Consider the following 18,386-nt stretch of genomic DNA (forward strand, 5'->3'; position numbering starts at 1 on the left):
GTGGCATTCTGGGTCTGCGACCGTCTCTGCTGCACTGCAAAACCCGACCATCGGGCCGATTGATTTATCTCGGCCGAATTCGCTAGCCTGAAACAAGGGCCGCGTCATATCCGTATGACAGGCGAGGGCGTATCGTACCGCCTCATGCTGGCGAGAGGATGGGAATCGTGGCCGACGACACCAAGACGCAGGACTCCTCCCAACACTCATCCCACAAGCGCCTGCCGCTGGCGGAGGAAGGGATCATGGAAACCCTGCTTCTGCCATTCTCGCCGCGCTTCATCGTGCTGACGATCTGCGCGGTCGTCACCGCGCTCCTGATCGGCATCGGCATCGCCGACGGCAAGATCTTCGACATCCTGCTGATTCCGATCCTGATCTTCGGCGCGTTGACGCTGCTCGGCGTCCGCGATCTGCTGCAGAAGAGCCACGCGGTGCTGCGCAACTATCCGATTTCGGCGCATATCCGCTTCCTGCTCGAAGAGATCCGCCCGGAGATGCGGCAATATTTCTTCGAGAGCGAGAAGGACGGCATGCCGTTCTCGCGCGACACCCGCGCGGTGGTCTATCAGCGCGCCAAGATGGAGCTCGACAAGCGTCCGTTCGGCACCCAGGAGGACGTCTACCGCCAAGGCTATGAGTGGATGCATCACTCCGTCTCGCCGAAGACGCATGCCGAGGAGAAGTTCCGCATCAGCATTGGCGGGCCCGACTGCAAGAAGCCCTATTCGGCCTCGGTGTTCAACATTTCCGCGATGAGCTTTGGCGCGCTCAGCCCCAATGCCGTGCGTGCGCTCAACGCCGGCGCGAAGAAGGGCGGCTTCGCGCACGACACCGGCGAGGGCGGCGTCAGCCCCTACCACCGCGAGATGGGCGGCGACATCATCTGGGAGATCGGCTCCGGCTATTTCGGCTGCCGTCATCTCGACGGCAGCTTCGATCCCGAGGCGTTCGCGCGCGTCGCGGGCGACGACCAGATCAAGATGGTCGAGCTCAAGGTCAGCCAGGGCGCCAAGCCCGGCCACGGCGGCGTGCTGCCGGCGGCGAAGGTCTCCGAGGAGATATCCAAGATCCGCGGCGTCGCGATGGGCGAGGACTGTATCTCGCCGGCCTCGCACCGCGCATTCTCGACCCCTGTTGGCATGATGCAGTTCATCGCCGAGATGCGGCGCCTGTCCGGCGGCAAGCCGGCCGGCTTCAAGCTGTGCATCGGCCATCCCTGGGAATTCCTGGCGATCTGCAAGGCGATGCTCCAGACCGGCATCTATCCCGATTTCATCGTGGTCGACGGCAACGAAGGCGGCACCGGTGCGGCGCCGCTGGAATTCATGGATCATTTGGGCATGCCGATGCGCGAGGGCGTCAATTTCGTCCACAACGCGCTGATCGGCATCAATGCGCGCGACCGCATCAGGATCGGTGCCTCCGGCAAGATCGCCACCGCCTTCGACATGGCGCGCGCCATGGCGATCGGTGCCGATTATTGCAACTCGGCGCGCGGCTTCATGTTCTCGCTCGGCTGCATCCAGTCGCTGAGCTGCCACACCGACCGCTGCCCGACCGGGGTGGCGACGCAGGACCCGACGCGTGCGCGTGCGCTTTACGTGCCGCTCAAGATCGACCGCGTGCACAATTATCACCACGCGACGCTGCATTCGCTGACCGAACTGATCGCCGCCGCGGGCCTCGAGCATCCGCAGCAGCTGCGCCCGATTCACTTCAGCCAGCGGACGTCCACGACGCAGGTCCAATCCTTCGCGCGGCTTTATCCGGAGCTACGTCCCGGTGAACTGCTCGAAGGCACCGAAGATCCGCGCTTCCGCGAGGCTTGGCGGATGGCGCAGACCGACACGTTCCAGCCGGCCCTGTAAGGGGCCGTCCACCGCATGATACCGCCGCGCTTTGCGGCGGCACAAAATCATCGCGAATGCACCGTGTATTAATGTCTGTGTCAGCTTTGGGTGTAGATTGTCGCTATGGACGATCGACGCGACAAAGCCAGACATCGTGTGCTGAAGGCCGGAACGATCGAGTTCGGCGGCGGCGCGATCGACTGCACCGTCCGCAATTTCTCGGACACCGGCGCGGCGCTCGACGTCACCAGCCCGGTCGGAATTCCCGAACGTTTCACCCTGTTCATCCCGGCCGACGGAACACATCTCGCCTGCACCGTGGTCTGGCGCAAGGAGAAGCGGATCGGCGTGAAGTTCGGATGAGGATGAGTTGGCGCTCGCATCAGCGCGCTCGAACTACCCCGTCTCGACCTCACTCAACCGGCTCGCCAAAATCTTGTCGATCCGCCGCCCGTCGAGATCGACCACCTCGATGTGCCAGCCGCCGAAGTCGAAGGCGTCGCCGGTGTCGGGCAGCGCGTTGAACTGCTGCAGCACCAGGCCCGCCACCGTGTTGTAGCGGTGCGGCGGCAGTTGGAGACCGAGCAATTCGCCGAATTCGTCGACCGGCATCCAGCCGGCGATCAGAAGCGAATCGTCGGCACGCTTGACGAAGGCCGGCTCCGGCGGTCCCTCCTCCGAATGGAAGGCGCCGACGATCGATTCGAGGATGTCGGCGGCCGTGACCATGCCTTCAAAGCCGCCGTATTCGTCGTAGACGAAACCGACGTGAACCGGCGCGGCCTTCAGGATGGTCACCACGTCGCGCGCGTCTGCCGACGCCGGGATGCCGGGCGCCTCGCGCACGAGCGCGCGCAGGTCCGGCGTCCGTTCGCTCATATAGGCGACCAGCAGGTCCTTGGCCTGGAGCACGCCGATCGGCTTGTCGCGGTCGCCGTCGGAGACGGGAAAGCGCGAATGCGGGCTCTTGGCGATGATCTCCTGGATGGCGGCGGGATCGTCGTTGAGGTCGATCTCGTCGACCTCCGTGCGCGGCGTCATCACCGCGCCGACCGGCCGGTCGCCGAGCCGCATCACGCCGGCGATCATCTCCTTCTCACCGGGTTCGAGCACGCCTGCGCTCTCGGCCTCGTTGACGAGGTGATGGATCTCGTCCTCCGAGACTTTCTCCTCAGACTTGCCGCCGCGGCCGAGCATGGTGAGGATCAGCTTGCCCGAAAGATCGAGCAGAAAGACCAGCGGCAGCGAGACCTTCGAAAGCACGTGCATGGCGGGCGCGACCCAGACCGCGATGCTTTCGGGGTCGCGCAGCGCCACCTGTTTCGGCACCAGCTCACCGACGATCAGGGTGGCGTAGGTGATGAGCGTGACGACGATGCCGACGCCGACGATGTCGGCAATGCCCGCCGACAGGCCGAGCTCGAGCAGCCATTGCGTCAGCCGCTGCCCGAGCGTCGCGCCGGAGAACGCGCCGGAGAGCACGCCGACCAGCGTGATGCCGATCTGCACCGTCGAGAGGAATTTGCCGGGATCGGCGGCCAGCGTCAGCGCCCGCTCGGCGCCGCGCACGCCCTTGGCGGCGAGCAGCGACAGCCGCGCCGGGCGGGACGAAACCACAGCCAGCTCCGACATGGACAAGAGGCCGTTGATGACGATCAGGACGACGACGACGACGAGTTCGACCGAGAGCATTGACATTCCGAGGTAAGGGAGTGTGTCCGGATGAACGGCACATCCCTTGATATAGGTATTTTGCGAGGGATTGCCGGCAATTTTTCCGCATCGGCGTCCCGGGAACAGCGCGACAGAACGCGGGCCGGCCGGCGTGCGCGCCCCGTGGAACTACGGGATGGCCGTTGTTTAACGCGCTCTTAGTGGCCAGCGGCTAGTTTTCGACATTGCAGAAATTTATTCGGGAGACCGCAAGATGCGGATCGGGAAGCTTTTCGCGCTGTCGATGCTGACGGTGACGGTTTTCGCAGTCATCCTCGGCGCCGAGGTGCTGATACCTCAGACGCGCATCTTCACGAACCGCTCCGACGCGATCAGGACCGTCGATGCCTTTGGCGCCATGCTGACGGTCAGCCAGCACGTCGCCGGACTTCGTGCGCCCTACATCTCTCCCATCTTCCAGGAGGGCGCTGCGACGCAGGCCCAGAGCGAAGCTGCCGGGAAGGCTGCCAAAGCGGCAGATGCCGCCTTCGAGGCCGCCCGGCGCGCCATCATGGCACTCGATGACAGCGCAGCGATGGTCGAAACCCTGGATCGCGCCGCCCGGCGGCTCAAGGACGTTTATACGGCGGCAGATCGCGCGATGAGCGTGCCCCTGGCGGCGCGCGACAGCGCCGTGGTCAAGGGCTTCCTGCCCGCTGTTGCCGAGGTCATCAGCAAGATCGAGCCCATCATGAACCGGCTCGAAGGGCAGGTCGTCAATGCCGATTCCTCGCTCGCGGCGTTTCTGGGCCTGGCGCGAACGGCGCAGGATCTGCGCGTCTCGGCTGGCAGCCGCGCCGCCACGCTGTCGCCGGCGCTGTCGGCACGTCGTCCGCTGGTGGCGGCCGAATTCTCGCTCATGGATCGCATGCAGGGACGTGTGGAAGCCGACCGCGAGCGTATCGAAGCCGGCATGGAGATGCTCGGCAATCCGCCCCGGATTGCCACCGCGCTGAAGGCGGCGACGGAGTCCTATTTTGGCAAAGCAGCGCTGGTCGTCGAAAAGGAGATGCCCGCAGCGAGGGGTGACGGCAAGTACGGCGTCGACGCCGACGAGCTGGCGAAGGTCATCGTGCCGGCCATCCAGATGTTCTACGGCGTGCGCGATGCCGCATTGGCCGAAGCGGCCGACCGTGCCTCGGCCGCGCGCGATGGCGCACTGGCGATGCTCGCGCTCGCGGGCGTGGTGGTGCTGGCGCTGCTCGGGACGCTCGGTGGCGTGACCCTGATGCTGCGCAGGCGCGTGGTGGCACCGCTCGGCCGGATCGCGGACGTGATCGGAACACTCGCCGCCGGACAGCACGAGGTCGAGATCCCCGCGACGGGCCGCAAGGACGAGATCGGCCAGGTGGCGGGCTCGCTGCAGCACTTCAAGGATTCGCTGCTCGCCAAGAAGGCTGCCGACCAGGCGGCCGCGGTCGAAGCCGACGCGAAGCTCCGGCGCAGCCAGCGCATGGACCAGATCGCGCGCGAGTTCGAAGCCATGATCGGCGACGTGATCAACACGGTGTCGTCGGCTTCCTCGGAGCTGGAAGTGTCCGCGGGAACGCTGACGAGCACGGCCGATCAATCGGAGAAGGTCACCGCAACGGTCGCGGCCGCGTCCGAACAGGCCTCCACCAACGTGCAGACCGTCGCTTCGGCGGCCGAGGAGATGGCCTCGTCGGTCGACGAGATCAGCCGGCAGGTGCAGGACTCCGCGCGCATCGCCGGCGAGGCGGTGCAACAGGCCGGGCGGACCAACGACCATGTCGGGGAGCTTGCCAAGGCCGCGGGGCGGATCGGCGACGTCGTCGAGCTCATCAGCCAGATCGCGGGCCAGACCAATCTTCTGGCTCTCAACGCCACGATCGAGGCCGCGCGCGCCGGTGAGGCCGGGCGCGGCTTTGCGGTGGTCGCCTCCGAGGTCAAGGCGCTGGCCGAGCAGACCGCCAAGGCCACCGGCGAGATCAGCCAGCAGATCACGGGGATTCAGACAGCGACGGAAGAGTCCGTCGGCGCCATCAAGGCGATCGGCGACACCATCACCCGGATGTCCGAGATTGCGTCCGCGATCGCCTCGGCGGTCGAGGAGCAGGGCGCAGCGACGCGGGAGATTTCCCGCAACGTGCAGCAGGCGGCACGCGGCACCCAGCAGGTCTCCGCCAGCATCGTGGACGTGCAGCGCGGCGCGAGCCAGACCGGATCGGCCTCCTCCAACGTGCTGGCGTCGGCCAGGTCGCTGTCCGGCGAGAGCAGCCGCCTCAAGGTCGAGGTCGGCAAGTTCCTGGACGCGATCCGGGCGGCGTAGAGCTGCAGCGCTTCTCCCCGCCGGGAGAAGCAATCGCATTTGAAGCGGGACGTGCCCGCGGCCCATCCTTCGAGACGCGCGCAAGTGCGCGCTCCTCAGGATGAGGACGGAGTGCGCGGTCGCAATTCGACAAGCACCGACGTGGCTTAGCCTCATCCTGAGGAGACCGCGAAGCGGTCGTCTCGAAGGACGAGGCGCGCAGATCCTCTCGCCAAGCAGCCTTGCGGCTCGCGCCGCCGCTCAGAACTCGCCGTGCAGACGCCCCGAAAACACCGACACCGGTCCGCGGTCGGCGTTGTAGGCGGGGTTGACGATGAGCTGGTAGTCGGCGGTGAAGGTCAGCGCCTTGTTCAGCGCATAGGCGTAGTAGGTCTCCAGCACGCGCTCGCGGCGGTAGTTGAGCTGGCCGTCGCCGATCAGCGGACCGAGTCCGCCGGCTGCAATGAAGTCGCGATGGTCCTGCGACAGCGCGTTGATGGCGCCGGCGATGGCGACGACGTCGTCGGGCCGACCCCATTTCGCTCCCTTGACGGAGACGCCGCCGGACAGACTGCGATCGATGTCGGTGAACGCCATGATCTCGGTTCGGCCGTTGTTCCAGCTCCAGCGGCCGAACACGCCGATATCGTCGGTGATGGCCTGTTCGAGGTTGAGGGCGTAGCCGTATTTGATCCGGCCGCGACGGGTCTGGCTGATGTCGACGCCGAAGGCGGGATTGTCCAGCGTCTCGCGATAGCTGCCGGAGAACGCACTGTTGACGAACCCGAGCGTGCGCAGCTTGCCGGGCTGACCGAACAGCGAATAGCGCAGCTCAAGCTCTGCGACATATTCGCCGCGGCGGCCGATATTCATGTCGAAATTGCTCGAGTTGGATACGGCGTCCATCAGGAAGTAGCCGCCGCGTATCGCCCATTGCTTCTGGTTCAACTCGGCTGTGGCCCCGTAACCGAGGCCGAGCTTGTCGGCGGCATAGTCGAAGGCGCCGGACGCCCAGATCGACCAGTTCATGAAATCCTTGCGCGGATCGTGCGCATAGGAATTGCCGTCGAACACGTCGACCACGGAGAATTTGCCGACCTGCAAGGTCAGGCGCGAGACGTCAACCTTGCTCGCGAGCTGAAGCTGGCCGCTGGCAAGCTCTTCCTGCTCGCCGCCGAAGCCGAAGGTGTGGCGTACGAACAGCCGGGAGGCATTGAAATGCGGATAGGGGAAGCCGGACTTCTGCGCTTCGCCGTTGGGAAAGCCTGCAGCGCCCGTCGTGTTGTTGAAGCCGAAACCCTGCAACAGCTCGGGATTGAAATAGACCTCGCCGCCGTCCCAAAGCCGCGCGTTGAGATAGAGCGAATTGCTCCAGGTCTGCTGGAAATCCGGCGACGGGAGCAGGCTGTTCGGTCCGGTATAGGGCGCGCGGAACGCGGGGTAGCCCTGCCCCAGCACGGTCGACTGGCCGTGGATCTCCCAGCGGCTCGACTCGGTGTCCGTGACGTCGGACCTCGGATTGTAAGTCGGCACGCCCGGCCAATCGATCTTGCGATTGAGGCCGATCCGCAAGCTGTGAAAGTCCATCGACGACGAATATTGCCCGCCGGAGGGAAAGGTGACGCTGGCGTTCTCGAACCTGCTGTAGAGATATTCGAGCCGTGTGGTCCAATGCGGCGCGAAGGCGTATTCGACGCCGCCGCCGGCGGTCCAGCCGAACCGCGTGTGCAGCACCCTTTCTTCAGCGCCACCCGTCGGCGTCGACAGAAAGCGCTCGCCCGTGAAGGCCGCGCCGCCTGTGGCATAGAGCAGCCAGTTGCCGGTGGCGTAACCGAGCCGCGCGCGCAGGCTCGCGACATAGTCCCAGCGTTCCTCCGCGCCCGACAGCGCGGTCGCCGCCGACGACACGACGTGGTTGGAAGGCATATAGTTCGGAAACGAGATGTCGCCTTCGACGCCGAGCAGCAGGCCCGAATTGAGACGCCAATTGTAGCCGGCCTGGACGCCGCCAGTCGCGCCGGTGAAGACGTTGTTGTCGGTTGCGAGCGTGGGATCGGCCAACGTCGCCGACGAGGTGCCGCGGGTGACGCCGACATGCCCGCCGATATAGAGGCCGGTCCAGTCATAGACCGCCTTCAGCGCCGGCGCCTTCAGCGGCAGATCAGCCGCGCGGCCTGCGGCGGGAAAAGCCAGCACGCCCGAGGCAATCGCCGCGGCCGTCCGCAAGTACTGGTAACGGTGACCTCTCAACGTCAAAACGCACGCCCCCAAAACACGAATGTATCCCATCCGCCGCGATATCCCTGCCGATTCGCGGTGGTCCTGTCATCAGGTCTTGGTGGCTCGCGTCATCAATCGAGATGATCCCGATTCGACGCGATTTCGTCCCAAGTTCCTAAGCCCGCTGCGGAGTTTATTGCGACTAATTCGCAATAGCAACTGGTGCACTTTGCGACACAGGATGGTTCGCACCTCTGTGTGACGGGACGGCAACAAATTCCCGCGGCCCAAAGGAATGACCCCGCCCGGGGGGACAGCCGGGCGGGGTCGGGGGCACGACACGGGGTGGATGAGGCGCCCGTGTCGGACGCAGGATCCACGTAAGATCGGCCTCAGGTACTCAGATCAGTAGCAGGTACGAACGCGGCCAATGTACTGGCCGAAAGCGTTGTACTGGGCGACCCAGCCGCAGCGGTGATAGCCGTGGTAATAGGGATCGTTGTTGGCGGCGATCGCGGAGCCGACGACGGCGGCGGTGGCGATGCCGGCACCGACACCCCAGACCCAACCGGGCGGCTTGGCTTCGGCCGAGGAGGTGGTGGACACGATGCTGCCGGTGACGGCGAGGGTCGCGAGCGCGAGAGCGGCAATCTTGGTCTTGATCGACATGTGAAACTCCATCCGGGTTGAGGCGGTCCGTTGTGGCCCGCGTGCCCAGTTTGACGGAGGCTCCCCGCGTCCGGTTCGAATGCGGCAAATCCGCTCCCGGAGCGAGGAGTTTTCGAAAGTGATTCCAATAGGATATGGGCTAACCGAGAGGTCCCTTGGCGAGCCTGTTCACGTCGAAGTTATCGACTTCGCCGAGGAGCTCGCAAAAAGCATGGGCGCCCTGATCGATGAGCTGCTCGCCCTTCGCCGCCACGGCCAATGTCGCATTGCCGACGGCGCCGTTGGGGTTGAGATCCTGCGCCTGCCAGGCAAACGGCGCGGGCCGTTGCGTCGACAGCCAGCGATATTGCCGTTCCAGCGCGACGCTGCTCGCGGGAAAATCCGCGATCGCATCCTTGCGCACCTGCTCGGGATAACGCGCCAGCATGATCGAGGTCTCCACCGCGCCGCCATGAATGCCGTGGCGCACTTCGTCGGCCGGGAACAGTTTGTCGGCGCCTGACAGTCGCGACCACGACGTCGTCACCACGAACAGTTTTTGATGCGCGCGCAGATCCTGCGCGATCAGCATCATGGCCGCGCTGTTGCCACCATGGCTGGTGATGATGACGAGCTTCTTCACGCCGCGACGCGCGACCTCCTCGCCGATCCCGGTCCATCGCTTCAGGGCGGTTTCAGTCGCCAGAGTCTGCGTGCCCGGATAGTCGATATGCTCGGTGGAAATGCCGACCGGTTCAACGGGGAGGAAACTGGCCGGAACACTCCGAGGCAACAGCTCGCGGACACGTGCGAGATAGGCGTCCGCGATCAGCACATCGGTCTCAAACGGCAGATGCGGGCCGTGCTGCTCGGTTGCCGCCAGCGGCAGCACCGCGATCCAGCGCGACGTGTCCGCGGGGGGCACATCGGCCCAGCGGATTTCGGTCCAGTCGCGGGATGGCATCATTGAGTATTCTTTGGAGGTTTCATTGCCCGAATTTGTCACGTAATTTGGGGTGTCAGGGGATGCGGGCCCGGCCGGCTCGCGTCCCCTGATGCCATGCGGTTTTATCGCGTTGCGCTCACATGAGCCAGACGCGATTGGCCGGAAGCGATCGACGGAGTGCCATTATGACCCCCTTCCATCTGCGGCGAGCGCTCATTGCAGGCTTGATGGCGGCTTTCGTCTGCAGCGTCGAGGCGCATGCCGAGACGCTGGACAAAGTGACCTTCGGCACCAATTGGGTCGCCGAGGCCGAGCATGGCGGCTTCTTCCAGGCGGTTGCCGACGGCACCTACAAGAAATACGGCCTCGACGTCACCATCGTCCCCGGCGGCCCCAACGAGAACAACCGGATGCTGCTGATTGCCGGCAAGATCGATTTCTTCATGGCCGCGAACACGCTGATGTCGTTCGACGCGGTTGCCAACAACGTTCCCGTCGTGACCATCGCCGCGATCTTCCAGAAGGATCCGCAGGTGATGCTGACGCAGCCGGATGCCAAGGTCGGCAAGATCGAGGATCTCAAACCGCTGACGCTGTTCGTTTCCAAGGAGGGCATGGGCAGCTATTTCCAGTGGCTGAAGTCCGAATACGGCTTCAACGAGAAGAACGTCCGCCCCTATAATTTCAATCCGCAACCCTTCATCGCCAACCCCAAGAGCGCGATGCAGGGCTATGTCACCTCCGAGCCCTTCGCGGTCGAGAAGGCCGCCGGCTTCAAGCCGAACGTGCTGTTGCTCGCCGATTACGGCTTCAACACCTATTCGACCCTGATCGAGACGCGCCGCGAATTGGTCGGGAAGAAGCCTGACCTCGTCCAGCGTTTCGTCGATGCCTCCATGATCGGCTGGTACAACTACATCTACCGCGACAATTCCGCCGGCAACGCCATGATCAAGCAGCTCAATCCGGAAATGACCGACGATCTGCTGGCCTATTCCGTCGCCAAGATGAAGGAGCATGGCATCGTCGATTCCGGCGACTCCCTGAAGAACGGCATCGGCGCGATGAGCGACGAGCGCTACGCCTCCTTCTTCAACAAGATGGTCAAGGCCGGCGTCGTGAAGGCCGATCTCGACTTCCGCAAATCCTACACGTTGCGCTTCGTCAACAAGGGCGTCGGCGTCGAGCTGCGCCCGAACAAGCCGTAGCGCAAGGTCGATGTCATCAGGCAAAACCTCGCCCGCGGCCGACGTCGGCCTGACGCATCTCGCCGTCAGCCTGCGCGGCGTGACGAAGATTTATGACAACGGCGTCATGGCGCTCGGGCCGTTCGACCTCACTGTCCGCAAGGGCGAGTTCATCTCGCTGCTGGGCCCGTCCGGTTGCGGCAAGTCGACGGTGTTGCGGTTGATCGCGGAACTCAGCGCGCCGTCCTCAGGCATCGTGCGGGTGGCCCATCGCGAGGGCGTGGTGCAGCCAGGTCACGGGATCGGCTTCGTGTTTCAGGAGCCGACCCTGATGCCCTGGACCAGCGTGCGCGAGAATGTGCGGCTGCCGCTGAGGCTCGCCGGCGTGCCGAAGGCGGAGGCGTGCGGGCATGCCGACGTGGCGCTGGCCAGCGTCGGCCTTGCCGATTTCGCCGATGCCTTTCCGCGGGAGCTCTCCGGCGGCATGAAGATGCGGGTGTCGCTGGCGCGCGCGCTGGTCACCGAGCCGGATATCCTTTTGATGGACGAGCCGTTCGCCGCGCTCGACGAGATCACGCGCTTCCGCCTCAACAACGATCTGCTCGCGCTGTGGCGCAGCCTCGGCAAGACCGTGATCTTCGTGACCCATTCGGTGTTCGAATCCGTCTACCTGTCGCAGCGCGTGGTGGTGATGACGGCGCGGCCCGGCCGCATCCAGGCCGACATCCGCATCGAGACGGTCGAGCCGCGCGGCGAGGCGTTTCGCACTTCCGCGGCCTATTCCGATTACTGCCGGAAGGTATCGGCCGCGCTGGCGCCATCCTATTCGGGGCAGTCGACGCTATGAACGCGCAGGCTCCCGTCACCGCGAAACCGCGATCTGCCCAAGCCGCGATGCGCTTCGTGCTTCCCGTCATCGTGTTCGCGGCCGGCATTCTCGCCTGGGAACTCCTGGTCCGCATCAAGGGCATCCCGCCTTACGTGCTGCCGGCGCCCTCCGTCATCGTCCTGACGCTGATCAAGGATTGGGCGGTGCTGTCACAATCGCTCGCCACCACGCTTCTGACCACGCTCGAAGGTTTTGCCGCGGCCAGCATCGGCGGCATTGCGCTGGCGCTGCTGTTCAACCAGTCGAAATGGGTGGAATATTCGCTATTCCCCTATGCCATCGTCCTCCAGGTGACCCCTGTGATCGCGATCGCGCCGCTGCTGCTGATCTATCTGGAGCAGCAGACCGCGGTGGTGGCTTGTGCCTTCATCGTCGCCTTCTTCCCGGTGCTGTCCAACACCACGCTCGGACTGAATTCGGTCGATCGCAACCTCGCCGGCCTGTTCCAGCTCTATGGCGCCTCAAAGCCGCAGACGCTGCGCTTTCTCAAGCTGCCCGCGGCGTTGCCCTATATCCTCGGCGGCCTGCGCATCGCCGGCGGCCTGTCGCTGATCGGCGCGGTCGTGGCCGAGATCGCGGCCGGAACGGCCGGCGCCGGCTCCGGGCTTGCCTACAGGATCGCCGAGTCCGGCTATCGATTGAACATACCCCGCATGTTCGCAGCGCTGCTTTTGTTGTCGCTGGCCGGGATTGTCATCTATGGGGTGCTGGCGGTAGTTTCCCACCTCGTTTTACGGCGCTGGCACGAAAGCGCGCTTGGAAAGGAAAACTGATGGCTGCCGGTTCGATTTCGTCCGAGAAGATCGACCTTCTGATCTATGGGCCCGTGCGGCCCATCCTCGAGAACGGATTTTCCGATCCTTTTGTCGTGCATAAGGCCGAGACGCATGGCGACCTCGAACGGTTGACGCCGGAAATTCGCGAGAAGATCCGCGGCGTGGCGGTGACCTATCACACCGTCCGCGCCGACAAGGGTTCGCTGTCGAAGCTGCCCAAGATCGAGATGGTGGCGAGCTTCGGCGTCGGTTACGACCACGTCGATGCGAAATACGCGGCCGAGCACAACATCATCGTCACCAACACGCCCGACGTGCTGACCGAGGAGGTCGCCGACGTCGCGATGGGCCTGCTGATCTCCACCTTGCGCGAATTCATCAAGGCCGACCGCTACGTGCGCTCCGGCCTCTGGCAGACCCAGAACTATCCGCTCAGCGTCGGCTCGCTGCGCGACCGCAAGGTCGGCATCGTCGGCATGGGCCGGATCGGCCAGGCCATCGCGCGCCGGCTCGACGCCTCGCTGGTGCCGGTGGTCTACCACTCGCGCAATCCGTCCAAGGACGTCTCCTACAAGCATTATCCTGATCTGATCGAGATGGCGAAGGCGGTGGATACGCTGATGGTAATCGTGCCCGGCGGCGCGGCGACGAACAAGATGATCAATGCCGAGGTGCTGAAGGCGCTCGGCCCGCGCGGCGTGCTGATCAACGTCGCGCGCGGCTCCGTGGTCGACGAGCCGGCGCTGGTGCAGGCGCTGAAGTCCGGCACCATCCTCGCCGCCGGCCTCGACGTGTTCGCGGCCGAGCCGACCGTGCCGGACGAGCTCAAGGCGATGCAGAACGTGGTGCTGCTGCCGCATATCGGCTCGGCCTCGGTGGTGACGCGCAACGCCATGGACCAACTCGTGGTCGACAACCTCAAATCATGGTTCTCAGGCAAGGCGCCGCTGACACCGGTTGCCGAAACGCCGTTCAAGGGGCGCTGATGATCGCACTTCGGGTCGTCGTATTCGCCGTCGCGGCCCACTTGGCCGCGATCGGCGCCACCGCGGCCTCCTTGGCCGTGATCGGCATTGCGCATGCGCAGGATGCGACGACCCTGAAGAAGGAGATGCTCGGGCAGTGGGAGCTCTCGACCACCGAACGCAGCAAGACCTGCGTCGTCACGATCAAGGGCGATCCGGTCGCGCAAGGATTCAAGCTCGAACTCGAGCCGGCCTGCAAGACCGCGCTGCCCTTCACCAAGGATATCGTGGCCTGGAGCGTCAAGGGCCTCGACATCGTTCGCTTGCAGGATGCGACCGGTGAAGCCGTGATCGACTTCACCGAGGTCGAGGCCGGCATCTTCGAAGGCCTGCGCCAGGGCGAGGGCGTCTACATCCTGCAGGATCTCGCCGCCGCGCGCTCGATGGCCAAATCGATGGACCAGATGATCGGCGATTGGGCCATGGTGCGGGGCAACGGCCAGCCGGTCTGCGGGCTGACGCTGACCAACACGGAAGCGAGCCCCGACAATTTCCAGGTCTTCCTCAAGCCGAAATGCGACGCGGCCGTCGCGCAGTTCAACCCGACGCAATGGCGGCTGGAGCGCGGCCAGATCATCCTGATGTCGAAATCGGGCGACGTCTGGCAGTTCGAGGCCGACGACAACGCGCAGTGGCGGCGTGTCCCCGATACCGCCGATCCCCTGATCATGCTGCGTCAGTAGGCGGCGCCGATACCGCCGAGGGCGTGCAACGCTGGGTCGAGTCCGCACAGGACAAAATCGGATAGGCCAGGATTCGCTGATTTCGGAGCTTTTGCCAGTTTCGAACTTTTCTTGCGTGTCGAGTGACCAAGACAGGACGGCTCAAACTCGATCGGGCTTTGACATGAAATTCGTTGCCCTGGCTTTTTCGTGCCTGCTGTTTCTCGCGATACCCGCCCATGCCGATGATGCCGGCACCTTCAATGCGATGGTGACCTTGGCTCATCAGGGAGACGCCGAGGCGCAATACCATGTCGGCATGATGTACAATAACGGCATCGGCACGCAGCAGGATCGCAGCCAGGCATTCGCGTGGTTTCAGAAATCGGCTGCGGCCGACGATCCGCTCGGCGCCTACAAGCTCGGCTGTTATTATGACGGGCAAGGCGCGGGCGTCGTCGCCGCCGACCCGGATCAAGCCTTGAAATACAAGCTTGTGTCCGCCAGGGCTGGCTATGCGCGTGCCCAGAACGATGTCGCCCTTCTGTACGACCGGCAGGGCAATCCGGAAGAAGCGCTGAAATGGTGGAAGATGGCCGGCGATCAGGGGCTTCCCTCCGCCCTCTTCAGCCTGTCCCGGGTCTATTCCGCAGGAAAGGGAACGCCGAGGGACCTGTCTCTGTCGTATGCCTATTTCAAGCTCTCGCAAATTGCGCCGCCGAAGAACGTGAACGAGATGGCCGGCCTGTTGTCCAAATCGGAACGCGAGAATGCGGAGAAAATTGTTTCCGGGTGGAAGCCGCAGCCGACTGCTCTGACGCTCAAGGCATTCGCCGGCATCACGGCTGCGGAAGACCATCTGAAAGCCGCCAGGAAGCCGGCGATCTGATCTGTGCTAGATCAGCCGCATCCCGCGCAGGCTCGCATGCCCGCTCTTGCCGACGATGATGTGGTCGTGCACGGCGATCCCGAGCGGCTTTGCGATGTCGATGATCGCCTTCGTCATCTGGATGTCGGCCTGCGAGGGCGAGGGATCGCCGGAAGGATGATTGTGCACGAGGATCAAGGCGGTCGCCGATAATTCCAGCGCGCGCTTGATCACTTCGCGCGGATAGACCGGGGTGTGGTCGACCGTCCCGGTCTGCTGCACCTCGTCGGCGATCAACTGGTTGCGCTTGTCGAGGAAGAGCAGGCGAAACTGCTCCTTGTCGGCAAAGGCCATGCTGGAGCGGCAATAGTCGATCACCTCGTTCCAGGATGACAGCGCGTTGCGGCTGTTGACCTCGCCCTTGGCCACGCGGCTCGCGGCGGCCGCGATCAGCTTGAGCTGGTTGATCGCGGCTTCGCCGACGCCGTCGACCTCGCGCAAGCGCGCCACCGGCGCGTGCACGACCTCGGCGAACGAGCCGAAGGTCTTGATCAGCGTTTTCGCGAGCGGCTTGGTGTCGCGCCGCGGCAGCGCCGGAAACAACGCCATCTCCAGGAGTTCGTAATCGCTGAGCGCATCCGCGCCGGCATTGTAGAAGCGCTCGCGCAGCCGCTCGCGATGGCCGTGATAATGCGGCTCGTCGGCAGGCTTGCTCTTGTCGTGGTCCGGCTTGGCGGGCATCGCGCGCCAAGCATCGCCGGGGAACTCCGCTTTTGCAACCGTCAATTGCGGCGACTGCTGTGGCTCATGCGGGGCCGCGGCGGAAAAGCATCACCCGATCTGCTTCTCGCCGTGCCGCTCCGACAGCGTGAAGATCTCGACGCCCGTCGCGGTGACGCCGACCGAGTGCTCGAACTGTGCCGACAGCGAGCGGTCGCGGGTGACGGCGGTCCAGCCGTCGGAGAGGATCTTCACATGCGGCTTGCCGAGATTGATCATCGGCTCGATGGTAAAGAACATGCCGGGCTTGAGCTGCACGCCTTCGCCGGGCCGGCCGATATGGATGATGTTCGGCTCGTCGTGGAACATGCGTCCCAAACCATGGCCGCAGAAATCGCGAACCACGCTCATGCCCTGCGGTTCGACGAAGCTCTGGATGGCGTGACCGATGTCGCCGGTGGTGGCGCCGGGCTTCACCGCCGCGATGCCACGCATCATCGCCTCATACGTCACCTCGATCAGCCGCTCGGCCTTGCGTGCGATCGGGCCGACCGCATACATCCGGCTGGAATCGCCGTACCAGCCGTCGACGATGAAGGTGACGTCGATGTTGACGATGTCGCCCTCCTTCAGCGGGCGGTCGCCGGGCATGCCGTGGCAGACCACGTGGTTTAGCGAGGTGCAGGTCGAGTAGCGATAGCCGCGATACATCAGCGTCGCCGGATAGGCGCCATGGCTGAAGGCGAAGTCGCGGACGAACTGGTCGATGCGCTCGGTCGGCACGCCGGGCCCGACGATGTCGGTGAGCTCGTCGAGGCACTTCGCCACCAGCGCGCCGGCCTTGCGCATGCCGGCAAAGGCGCTCGGCCCATGCAGCTTGATCTGTCCGGTCTTGCGCAGGGAGGTATCGGAGGCTTCGACGTAGCTCATGCGGGGCTGGTCTCGATGTCGGCGGAAAGGCTTGAATTCAGGCCCCAATCTAATGATTGCGGGCTTTCGCGCAAGCCAAGGTTGGCAGCCCTGCGCCCGAAAGCGGGCCCTAATTCGGGATTTCTACGGTGGTTTCCACCGGCAGCGCGCCGCCGCGGACCCGGATTTCGCGGACGGGGTAGGGAACCCGGATGCCCTCGCGCTTGAAGGCGTCCCACAGCGCCAGCATCACGTCGCTCTTGACGTTGTCCATGCCGTCGGGCTCCGCAATCCAGAAGGTCAGCGAGAACTTCATCCCGGCTTCGGCGAACTCGGTCAGGATGGCGTTCGGCGGCTTGCCCTTGGTCGCGCGCGGATGGGCGGCGGCAGTCTCGGCGGCGAGCCTGGTGACCAGGCGGGGGTCGGCGTCGTAATTGGTGCCGAAGGCGATCTTCACCAGCGTGTTCTTGTCGGTATAGGTCCAGTTGACGACCTTCTGCGTCACCAGATCCTCGTTCGGGATCAGGAACTCACGGCCATCGCCGGCGGCGACGGAAATATAACGCGTCTTCATCGCGCTGATGCGGCCGGTATTGTCGCCGATGGTGACGAGGTCGCCGGGCTTCACCGATTTGTCGGCGAGCAGGATGATGCCCGAGATGAAGTTGGCGACGATCTTCTGCAGGCCGATACCGATGCCGACGCCGACCGCGCCGGAGAACACCGCGAGCGCCGACAAATCGATGCCGACCGCGCCGAGCGCAATGACGATCGCGATGGCAAGAAGCCCGATGCGGATGATCTTGACCAGCAGGACCTGCACCGACGGCGTCAGATCGGTGGTTGCGTTGATCCGGCTCTCGGCGAAATTGCTCGCGATGTTGGTCAGCCACAGCGCAATGAGAAGGAGCGCGCCGGCCTTGAGCACCAGCAACGGGGTCAGCCTGAGGCCACCGAGCACGATCGCGAAGGAATCGAGCAGGTCGACGGTCGTATCGAGCTGGCCGAGGATGGACAGCGCGGCGACGATCCACGCCGTGATCGACACCAGGCGGACGATGAAGGCATTGCGCAGCACCGAGGTCACGAGCCGGATCGCGAGCCAGGCCAGCCCGAGCTTGGCGGCGACCATCAGCAGATAGGAGCGGCTCGGCCAGGTCGCGTGATACATCACCACGCGGGAGACGATCACGAGCAGCGTGAATATCGCCGTCGAGGCGCTGGAGACCATCACCCGGGCGAAGTGCCGGAGCGGCAGCGGCCAGCGCGTCGCCAGCGAACTCATGTCGACCCGGTTGCGGATGGCGGTGTCCGCGGCATAGGCAATGCCGGCCGCGGCCAGGATGAGACCGAATTGCAGGTAGAACCAGGGCGAGGAGATTTCCGCCCCGACGCTGCGCGCCGTGGTTTGCACGAACTCCATGAAGTCCTTGAGGTCCATGTCCATCGGTCTCGTCGGCAAACCGGGGGGGGAGAAATTGATTCGAGGGAGCCGCAGATTCCCACAAAGGCCGCGGCCGGGCCATCGATACACCGGCATGTGATGGGCGTTAAGGCCGTAAAACGCGGGCAGATTGCCGCGAGCAGCGAAAATGGGTTGGCGAGCCGCGGCTGCGACGATATGGATGCATAAGCACATGTTTTTGAGATGGGACATTCCGTCGAGGGCGGCGCACTTCGCTTCTCCCCGCGTGCGGGGAG

Annotated in this window: 16 protein-coding genes; 9 read left to right on the forward strand and 7 right to left on the reverse strand. The window is 64.5% G+C overall.

The features are described 5' to 3' along the window. Nucleotides 1-158: 158 nt before the first annotated feature. Together CIT39_RS03370 and CIT39_RS03375 are read left to right on the forward strand one after the other, a co-directional pair. On the forward strand, nt 159-1,871 hold the full coding sequence (locus CIT39_RS03370) for an FMN-binding glutamate synthase family protein (protein ID WP_181955134.1): 1,713 nt from the start codon (nt 159-161) through the stop codon (nt 1,869-1,871). A 105-nt stretch (nt 1,872-1,976) separates the two neighbouring features. Continuing rightward, nucleotides 1,977-2,216 (forward strand): PilZ domain-containing protein, encoded by a 240-nt coding sequence (locus CIT39_RS03375; RefSeq protein ID WP_094973396.1) that lies wholly within the window; start codon nt 1,977-1,979, stop codon nt 2,214-2,216. A 33-nt stretch (nt 2,217-2,249) separates the two neighbouring features. Here CIT39_RS03375 and CIT39_RS03380 read toward each other — a convergent pair whose 3' ends face one another. Further along, nucleotides 2,250-3,545 carry a hemolysin family protein gene (locus tag CIT39_RS03380; RefSeq protein ID WP_094973395.1) on the reverse strand — a complete coding sequence of 432 codons (1,296 nt, stop codon included), beginning with the start codon at nt 3,543-3,545 and terminating at the stop codon, nt 2,250-2,252. Nucleotides 3,546-3,780: 235 nt separating this feature from the next. On the opposite strand from CIT39_RS03380, the gene CIT39_RS03385 reads away from it, so the two are divergent. After that, nucleotides 3,781-5,856: a methyl-accepting chemotaxis protein gene (locus tag CIT39_RS03385; protein ID WP_094973394.1), complete on the forward strand. Its 2,076-nt coding sequence runs from the start codon at nt 3,781-3,783 to the stop codon at nt 5,854-5,856. Nucleotides 5,857-6,096: 240 nt separating this feature from the next. Here CIT39_RS03385 and CIT39_RS03390 read toward each other — a convergent pair whose 3' ends face one another. The 3 genes from CIT39_RS03390 to CIT39_RS03400 all read right to left on the reverse strand — a co-directional run bounded on the left by CIT39_RS03390 (nt 6,097) and on the right by CIT39_RS03400 (nt 9,670). After that, complete coding sequence (locus tag CIT39_RS03390; protein WP_094973393.1) at nt 6,097-8,124, reverse strand: carbohydrate porin; 2,028 nt, start codon at nt 8,122-8,124, stop codon at nt 6,097-6,099. Between the two features lie 336 nt (nt 8,125-8,460). After that, a complete protein-coding gene (locus CIT39_RS03395) occupies nt 8,461-8,724 on the reverse strand; it encodes a hypothetical protein (RefSeq protein WP_162308326.1) in 264 nt (87 codons plus the stop codon). A 139-nt stretch (nt 8,725-8,863) separates the two neighbouring features. After that, complete coding sequence (locus CIT39_RS03400; protein ID WP_094973391.1) at nt 8,864-9,670, reverse strand: creatininase family protein; 807 nt, start codon at nt 9,668-9,670, stop codon at nt 8,864-8,866. A 164-nt stretch (nt 9,671-9,834) separates the two neighbouring features. On the opposite strand from CIT39_RS03400, the gene CIT39_RS03405 reads away from it, so the two are divergent. The 6 genes from CIT39_RS03405 to CIT39_RS03430 all read left to right on the forward strand — a co-directional run bounded on the left by CIT39_RS03405 (nt 9,835) and on the right by CIT39_RS03430 (nt 15,077). Next, nucleotides 9,835-10,857 (forward strand): ABC transporter substrate-binding protein, encoded by a 1,023-nt coding sequence (locus tag CIT39_RS03405; protein ID WP_094973390.1) that lies wholly within the window; start codon nt 9,835-9,837, stop codon nt 10,855-10,857. A gap of 10 nt (nt 10,858-10,867) precedes the next feature. Further along, nucleotides 10,868-11,683, forward strand: coding sequence for an ABC transporter ATP-binding protein (locus CIT39_RS03410; protein ID WP_094973389.1), 816 nt, complete (start codon nt 10,868-10,870; stop codon nt 11,681-11,683). Further along, a complete protein-coding gene (locus tag CIT39_RS03415) occupies nt 11,680-12,498 on the forward strand; it encodes an ABC transporter permease (RefSeq protein ID WP_094973388.1) in 819 nt (272 codons plus the stop codon). Before CIT39_RS03410 ends, CIT39_RS03415 begins: the two co-directional genes overlap by 4 nt. Beyond that, on the forward strand, nt 12,498-13,487 hold the full coding sequence (locus CIT39_RS03420) for a 2-hydroxyacid dehydrogenase (RefSeq protein ID WP_094973387.1): 990 nt from the start codon (nt 12,498-12,500) through the stop codon (nt 13,485-13,487). Before CIT39_RS03415 ends, CIT39_RS03420 begins: the two co-directional genes overlap by 1 nt. After that, nucleotides 13,487-14,209, forward strand: coding sequence for an AprI/Inh family metalloprotease inhibitor (locus CIT39_RS03425; protein WP_094973386.1), 723 nt, complete (start codon nt 13,487-13,489; stop codon nt 14,207-14,209). Before CIT39_RS03420 ends, CIT39_RS03425 begins: the two co-directional genes overlap by 1 nt. A gap of 115 nt (nt 14,210-14,324) precedes the next feature. Continuing rightward, nucleotides 14,325-15,077 carry a tetratricopeptide repeat protein gene (locus CIT39_RS03430; protein ID WP_148667272.1) on the forward strand — a complete coding sequence of 251 codons (753 nt, stop codon included), beginning with the start codon at nt 14,325-14,327 and terminating at the stop codon, nt 15,075-15,077. 6 nt (nt 15,078-15,083) lie between these two features. Here CIT39_RS03430 and radC read toward each other — a convergent pair whose 3' ends face one another. From radC to CIT39_RS03445, 3 genes are all read right to left on the reverse strand, one after another. Then, a complete protein-coding gene (radC, locus tag CIT39_RS03435; RefSeq protein ID WP_094973384.1) occupies nt 15,084-15,797 on the reverse strand; it encodes a RadC family protein in 714 nt (237 codons plus the stop codon). 90 nt (nt 15,798-15,887) lie between these two features. Then, the gene (gene map / locus CIT39_RS03440) at nt 15,888-16,706 is read right to left on the reverse strand and encodes a type I methionyl aminopeptidase (RefSeq protein ID WP_094973383.1); all 819 of its coding nucleotides are present in this window, start codon (nt 16,704-16,706) and stop codon (nt 15,888-15,890) included. Between the two features lie 109 nt (nt 16,707-16,815). Further along, nucleotides 16,816-18,132 (reverse strand): mechanosensitive ion channel family protein, encoded by a 1,317-nt coding sequence (locus tag CIT39_RS03445; RefSeq protein ID WP_094973382.1) that lies wholly within the window; start codon nt 18,130-18,132, stop codon nt 16,816-16,818. Nucleotides 18,133-18,386: the final 254 nt, after the last annotated feature.

The organism is Bradyrhizobium symbiodeficiens (genome assembly GCF_002266465.3).
In the GTDB taxonomy this organism is placed as follows: domain Bacteria; phylum Pseudomonadota; class Alphaproteobacteria; order Rhizobiales; family Xanthobacteraceae; genus Bradyrhizobium; species Bradyrhizobium symbiodeficiens.